This window comes from Peptoniphilus timonensis JC401 (assembly GCF_000312025.1).
GTDB lineage: Bacteria > Bacillota > Clostridia > Tissierellales > Peptoniphilaceae > Peptoniphilus_A > Peptoniphilus_A timonensis.
On sequence record NZ_HE978594.1, the window covers coordinates 1 to 7,383 of the forward strand.

Sequence of the window (7,383 nt, forward strand, 5' to 3'; positions counted from 1 at the left end):
TTAAAAACAGCTGTCTTTTTTGACAACTGTTATATGATACTATTTTCTTTTTTGTCTGTCAATAATCATTTTATATTTTTTATAAAATTATCTAATTCCTCTGTTGGCTTTATTTTATAAGCCTTATCTAGATACTCTATTCCCTTATCTTTTTCATTTGCATTTAGATAGATTATCCCCAAATTGTAATTTAGTGGATAAGAGTCTTCTAATTCTTCTAGGCCAACTTTTAAAATATCTATTGCTCTTCTGAATTCATCTTTAGCTGCATATAGACTAGCTAGTAAATTTATGTTTTCTTCTGTTGTCTTCTTCTCTACAGATAGTTTTCCATATTCTTCTGCCTTATCAAGATCTCCTATATTGTAATTTGCAATTGCATAAGTATAATAGAAACTTTCATCTTTGTTGAAATCTTCGCTTATATTATCTAAAAGATTTAGTGCCTTATCATAATCGCCATAGGATAAATATGTTTTTGCAGAATCATAGTTTACATTGTTTTTTATGATCTCCATCTCTTTTCTAACTTCGTCTTTTAATTCTTCGTTATTAGAAAGATTTATAAATTTTTCAAAGTACATATTTGCTTTTATGAATTTGGCAAGGGCAATATTTATATAAGCTAACCTGTAATAAGCTAGAGAATAATTTTCATCTAAGTTAAGAACCTTGTTGTATTTTTTAATAATTATGTTTAATAGTTTTTCACTTTTTTCATAATCATCTTGAATTTTGTTATAAAGTGCTTCTAATATATTTGCTTCTTTAAAAGTTATATCTGGATCTTCCCCCACAACTTCTTCGTAACCCTTCAAAAATATATAGGAGTCTAGGGGATCTTCTTCTTGTTTGACAAAAGCCTTGTGCATGGAATAGTTTTTTAAATCAATATTTAAATTTTTAAGTATCTCTCTATACTTTTGGCTGTATTTAAATTCACTATCTATTCCCAAGAGATAAATCATAGCTTCAACTATTTTTTCAAGACTTATTTCTTCTTCAAGTTCTTGTTCCTTTATTCCTTCTATTAGGTAATCTAGTTTCAAGGGTAGAGAGAAGCCACGAGGAAGTTTTACCTCTTCCAGTTGGTAATCTTCTTTTAAGTCTATAAAAACTATATTTTTTAATTTATCCTTAAATTCTTCTTTAAAAAGACTTTCCATTAAATCTCCTCTGTTTTCTTTTTCATCTTTATTAACTCAATAAATTTTATCAAATAAACTTTTTATTTTCAATTTATCTCATCATGACTATCATTGAATTAAGTCCATAAGTTTTACCTTCTCTTCTAGCAGAATGTAGGGACAAATTATTATAAGTTGAATCTTTGCAAATTTCTATGTTTTCTTCATCTATACCTGCTTCTAACAAAATTTCTTTATTTACAGAAGTCATAGATAAATGCCAGCTTCCCTTTATTTTTTTGAAAAATCTATCTCTATTTTTAAATTTAGAAAATTCTTTATATACTTCTTCTCCAACTTCATAATTATCTATATCTATATTCGGACCAATATAAACAAAAATATCTTTTGGATTAGATTTAAATTCACTTTTCATTTTTTCTATAGACTTTTCCGGAATTCTCTTTTGTGCTCCCCTCCAACCAGAGTGTACTATAGAAAGAATTTCTCTTTTTTTATCATAGAGAACTAAAGGTGTGCAGTCTGCAAATTTTAACAAGAGGGCAATATTTTTCTTGTCCGTTATAAGTCCATCTGTATCTGGGAAATTTTTTCCATAAATAAATTCTTTGCCATTTTCTCCATTGCAATATTGGACTTTATCTGTGTGAGTTTGAATACATGAATATATTTCATCTGGATTTATATCCATTCTTTTTATCATGTCCTTCACATAATCCTTTACCCTATCTCCTTCTTTTGCATAGGAAAGAGAATATTCGCATCCACTTATTAAATTAGCAACTGAATATTTTTCTAAAATTTCTGATTTCATTTATATTCTCACTTATCGAATTCAATATCAAGATAAATCGGAGCGTGATCTTGTCTTTCTCCAGAGTCTAACATTGCAGAATCTTCTACAAAATCTTTTATCCTATCGCTAACTATAAAATAGTCAATTCTCCAGCCTGAATTATTAATTTTTGAAGTTTTTACTCTTTGTGCCCACCAAGAGTAAACTCCCTCAACATCTCCATTTATGTGTCTAAAAGTATCTATAAATCCTCTATTAAGTAGATTTGTAAATCCCTTTCTTTCTTCATCTGTAAATCCAGCTGACATGTGATTATTTTCTGGATGAGCAAGGTCAATTTCTCTATGTGCAACATTAAAATCTCCACTTGCAATTACTGGTTTTATCTTGTCAAGTTCAGATAGATATTCTCCATACTTTTCATCCCAAATTTGTCTAAGAGGAAGTCTTTTTAATTCTCCACCAGCATTTGGTGTGTAGACTTGTGTAAAATAAAAATCCTCAAATTCCAAAGTTATAATTCTTCCCTCATAGTCCATTGTATCTGGAGCGCCAATTTTTGGGAAAAATACTTTTGGTTCAAGTCCTTTTTTATAAAAAGACATGTTCCCTGCATAACCCTTGCGAGCAGGTTCCTCTGAAGAAACCCACGCATAATCATAATCAGGAAGTTTTTCTGCTAAAATTTCCTTGTGTTTTTTGCTAGGGCCATTTTTGGGAAGTTTTGTTTCTTGGATTGCAATTATATCAGGATTTGCATTTTTAATGCTTTTAAGAACTTGTCTTGACATCTTCGCCCTATTTGAATCACTTGTTAGGGCAGCGTTTATTGAATCTATATTCCACGAAATTATTTTCATTTTTCCTCCAAATTTATTTTTATTTAATCTATTTAAATATATTTTATATTATTACCTACACTTTAGCTTATAAAAAAAGACCTGAACTAGTCAAGTCTTCTCATGATTTTTAATTTTAAATTTATAATTCGCCCATGTAGGCTCTCTTTCTTCTAGTCGATCCTTGCAAAATTTTATATAAGTTACCCCTAAAGATTGCATATACAGCGGTGATTATAGTAGCTAAAATATTTTTTAAAATATATGGGTTTAAAAATTGTCTATAAAGCACTCCACTTACAAGATTTTCTCCAAGAGGTATGTCTATTATATTAGATGATGTTATTGTAGATACAAAATCAAATCCTAATAGATGCAAAATTACTAGATAAATTAAATATGGGATTATCCACAAAATAAAGTTTTCCTTCATAAACTCAAGTGAGTGAGTATAGGCTGAAGTGTAATACTCTCCTCTAATGTAAATTGACTCTGCAATTGGATTTATTGCAAAGTTAATTACAATTGATATCAATATAAAAATGCTTGTATTACCACCAAAGGCTGGCATTATCCAGGATATTAATATTAATATAAAATATACTGAATAAATCGAGCCAAAGTAAGCCATAAAAGTATTTTTAAAATTCCTAAAACTAATTCTGTTGTAGTAAATCAAATCACTCAATACAGAAAAATAACTTGATAATATCAAAGAAGTTACTAGAGGAATTATAAAGCCAGCAAGGACTCCCAAATTAAGTCCAAATACTGTGCCTATTAAAGTTGTCGCCAATGTATATAATACTCCATACACTAAGGGAAGAATTAAAAAAATTGGAGAGCTTTTTATTTTTACTGTCGTGTCTTTAAAGGCCTTCTTATAAACTAATTGTAAATCTTCAAAAAAATTCATTTCATCACATCTTTTCAGGTGCTTTAATTCCAAGTAAGTCAAGTCCACTTGCTATAACATTTTTAACTGCATAGCAAAGCATAAGTCTTGTGTTTTTAAGTTTTTCATCTTCTACTAAGATTTGAGTTTGGTTGTAGAATTTGTTAAAGTTCTTTGCAAGTTCCACTGTGTATCTTGTGATAAAATATGGCTCGCACTTTTCACAAGCATCAATAACTACATCAGTAAAGTTGTAAAGACTTCTTATAATATTTATTTCACTTTCTTCTGTGAGTAAGCTTGGATCAATTTCATTATTTATATCGAAATTACCCTTTTTAAGAAGTGAAGAAATTCTTGCGTGAACATATTGGACATAAGGTCCAGTTTCACCTTCAAAAGAAAGAGTCTTGTCCCAATTAAATGTGTAGTCCTTTATTCTTCCATTAAATAATTCTTGGAATTTAATAGCACCAATTCCAACTGTTTGTGCAAGTTCTTCCTTGTTTTCAATTTTTTGACCCTGTTCTTTTTCTCTATCGTCAAGAATTTCGCGAACCTTATCAATTGCCTTGTTGAGAACATCTTCAAGATAGACAACTTTACCCCTTCTTGTGGAAAGTGTGCCGTCTTCAAGAGAAACCATGCCGAAGGCAACATGATTAATCTTGTCCCAAAAGTCTTCTCCCATTTCCTTTAAAACTGCACGAAGTTGTTTAAAGTGGAGAGATTGTTGCGTTGCAACAACATAAATAATTTGGTCGGGATTGTAATTTTCTTCCCTATATTTTGCTGCAGCTATGTCTCTTGTCAAATAGATTGAAGTACCATCAGATTTTACAACAATTGCTGGTGAAAGATCATACTTATCAAGATTTATAATTTCTGCACCTTCTGATTCTTCCAACAAGTTTTTATCTCTAATTTCCTTTATTACTTCAGGTAACATATCAGAGTAGAAGGATTCTCCGTTGTAGGAATCAAAGTGAATGTCGAGCATGTCGTAAACCCTGTTAAATTCCTTTAGAGAAATCTCTCTAAACCACTTCCAAATTTTTACGGCTTCTTCATTTTTATTTTCAAGTTCCTTAAACCAATAGCGACATTCTTCTTTTACTTCTGCATCTTCTTCTGCAACTTCATTTACTTTTACATAAAGTTTCAAAAGTTCAGGGATTGGGTCATTTTCAATTTCTTCCTTGTTACCCCATGTCTTGTAGGCGTAGATAAGCATGCCAAATTGAGTGCCGTAATCTCCCAAATGATTTACTGCCACTGTATTATATCCCAAGAAATTAAAAATCCTTTTTAGGGAATCTCCAATAACAGTGGACCTAATATGACCAATGTGGAAAGGCTTAGCAATATTTGTAGAAGAATAATCTAGGACAATATTTTTTCCCTTTCCTATTTCTGACTTGCCAAAATTTTCTTTTTTGTTTACAGCTTCTTTCAAAATTTCTTCTGTCAAAAGACTTTTGTTGATGTAAAAGTTTAGGTAGGCATTTTTATTTTCAACTTTTTCAAAATATTTTGAATCTATTTGTCCTGCCAGTTCTTCTGCAATAATAGCTGGGTTTTTTCTATAAATTTTTGCCAAACTAAAAACTGGGAAGGCAAAATCACCTAGTTCATAATTTGGTGGAACTTCTATCATTTTGTCGATTTCTTTAGCTTCAAGACCTTCGATTTTTTCATCAAGGATCTTTATTATTTCTTCTCTAAAATTTATCATCTTGACTCCTTACTTTAGGTTGACAACAGTTACTCCGTCGCCACCTTCATTATATTCTGCATCTTTATAGGATTTTATTATCTTAACACTTCTAAAATGTTCTCTAAGTTTTTGTCTAAGGACACCAGTGCCCTTTCCATGAATTATTCTAACGAATTTTAAGCCAGAAAGATAGGCATCATCTAAATATTTATCAATAATATCTTTCGCATCTTCAAAATTCTTGCCTCTAATATCAATTTCACTCTTAACATTTGTCGCCTTGTTTTTCAAAATACTTCTAGTGTTGTTTTTTGTTGTATCCTCTTGAATATCAACTCGCATTAGTGATTCCTTAGGCATATTCATCTTCATTATACCTGATTGAACTAGGACATTTCCCTTTTTATCTGGAAGTTCAAGAACTGTTCCTATGTTTCCAAGAGAAGTCCTAACCTTGTCCCCAACTCTTATTTCTCTAATTGGGTTGGCAGCTTTTTTAATCTCAAGTTCAGAATTATTCCTAGTATTTTTTATGGATTCACGCAAAAGATCTTGAGCCTCTTGAATTTTTTTTGAATTTTCTGAACTAATATTGTCCTTAGCTTCATTTATTTCAGATAAAATTATGTCCACATTTTCTTTAGTATTTAGGAGAAGCCTTTTTGCCTCTTCACGAGATTTTTCTAAGATTTTTTCCCTTTGATCTTCTAATCTTTTTATCTTAGACTGCAATCTCTTGTTTTCTTTTTCTAAGTCTATTTTCTCTCTCTCAAGTTCTTCTCTGTATTCACGAATTTTTGTCCTGTCCTTGTCAATAGACTGTAAAACATCCTCGAATTCAATATTTTCTGAAGATAAAAGTTCCTTTGCTTTATTGATAATTTCATCAGTTAATCCCAGTCTTCTTGAAATTTCAAAAGCATTAGATTTACCTGGAACTCCAATCAAAAGTCTATAAGTTGGAGACAAAGTGTCTACATCAAATTCCATGCTGGCATTGGCAACACCCTTTGTTGTCAATGCATAGATCTTTAACTGATTGTAGTGAGATGTAGAAATACATCTTATTTCTCTTTCCAACATAAATTCCATAATTGCCCTTGCTAGAGCCGCACCTTCTGTTGGATCAGTGCCTGCTCCCAACTCATCAAAGAGAACTAGGGAATTTCTTGTAACATTTTTTAAAATGTAGACAATATTTACCATGTGGGATGAAAAAGTAGATAGCGACTGCTCAATAGACTGCTCATCACCAATATCAGCAAAAACTTTTTCAAAAACTGCAAGTTCCGATGATTCATCAGCTGGTATTAAGAGCCCATACTGTGCCATGAGAGTTAAAAGACCAACAGTTTTTATACTTACAGTTTTACCACCAGTGTTTGGTCCTGTAACAATTAGTGAAGAAAAATCTATGCCAAGATTTATGTCAATGGGAACTGCAATCTTTCTATCTAGAAAAGGATGATAGGCTTTTACAAGATTTATTCTTCCCTCTTTATTTAATTTAGGCATATTTGCATGATAATTTATGGCAAGTTTTGCCTTGGCAAATATAAAATCAAGTTCAATTAATTTCTCTTGATTTGATTTAATTTCTTCTCCACTTTGTCCAACTAATTCTGAAAGTTCTCTAAGTATTTTTTCTATTTCAAGATTTTCTTTTACATATAATTCTTTCAGCTCGTTGTTGGCATCCACTACTGCCATGGGTTCAATGTAGGCAGTCTGTCCAGATCCAGAAATGTCGTGAACAAGACCCTTTACCTTAGATTTATTTTCTATCTTTACAGGAACAACATACCTTCCATCACGAAGAGTGACTAGGGCATCTTGCAAGAAATCAGCATGTGTATTTAAAATCCCATTTAATTTATTTTTTATAGAATCCTTTTTTGCAGCAATTCCTCTTCTAATTCTTAAAAGTTCACGAGAAGCATCATCAGCTATTTCTTCTTCAGAAATAATTTTTGAATTTATCTCATCTT

Annotated in this window: 6 protein-coding genes; all 6 read right to left on the reverse strand. The window is 31.0% G+C overall.

Annotation, left to right across the window (positions count from 1 at the left end; translation table 11 throughout):
- Window positions 1-65: 65 nt before the first annotated feature.
- Window positions 66-1,166, reverse strand: a complete 1,101-nt coding sequence (locus HGPT_RS03715; RefSeq protein ID WP_019138527.1) for a tetratricopeptide repeat protein — start codon at window positions 1,164-1,166, stop codon at window positions 66-68.
- Between the two features lie 73 nt (window positions 1,167-1,239).
- Window positions 1,240-1,962, reverse strand: a complete 723-nt coding sequence (gene pgeF / locus HGPT_RS03720) for a peptidoglycan editing factor PgeF (RefSeq protein WP_019138528.1) — start codon at window positions 1,960-1,962, stop codon at window positions 1,240-1,242.
- 8 nt (window positions 1,963-1,970) lie between these two features.
- Window positions 1,971-2,804 (reverse strand): exodeoxyribonuclease III, encoded by an 834-nt coding sequence (locus HGPT_RS03725; protein WP_019138529.1) that lies wholly within the window; start codon window positions 2,802-2,804, stop codon window positions 1,971-1,973.
- A 121-nt stretch (window positions 2,805-2,925) separates the two neighbouring features.
- Window positions 2,926-3,699, reverse strand: coding sequence for a membrane protein (locus HGPT_RS03730; RefSeq protein ID WP_019138530.1), 774 nt, complete (start codon window positions 3,697-3,699; stop codon window positions 2,926-2,928).
- Between the two features lie 4 nt (window positions 3,700-3,703).
- A complete protein-coding gene (gene argS / locus HGPT_RS03735) occupies window positions 3,704-5,413 on the reverse strand; it encodes an arginine--tRNA ligase (protein WP_019138531.1) in 1,710 nt (569 codons plus the stop codon).
- A gap of 9 nt (window positions 5,414-5,422) precedes the next feature.
- The coding region (locus HGPT_RS03740) for an endonuclease MutS2 (RefSeq protein ID WP_040542498.1) at window positions 5,423-7,383 on the reverse strand (1,961 nt) is incomplete at its 5' end.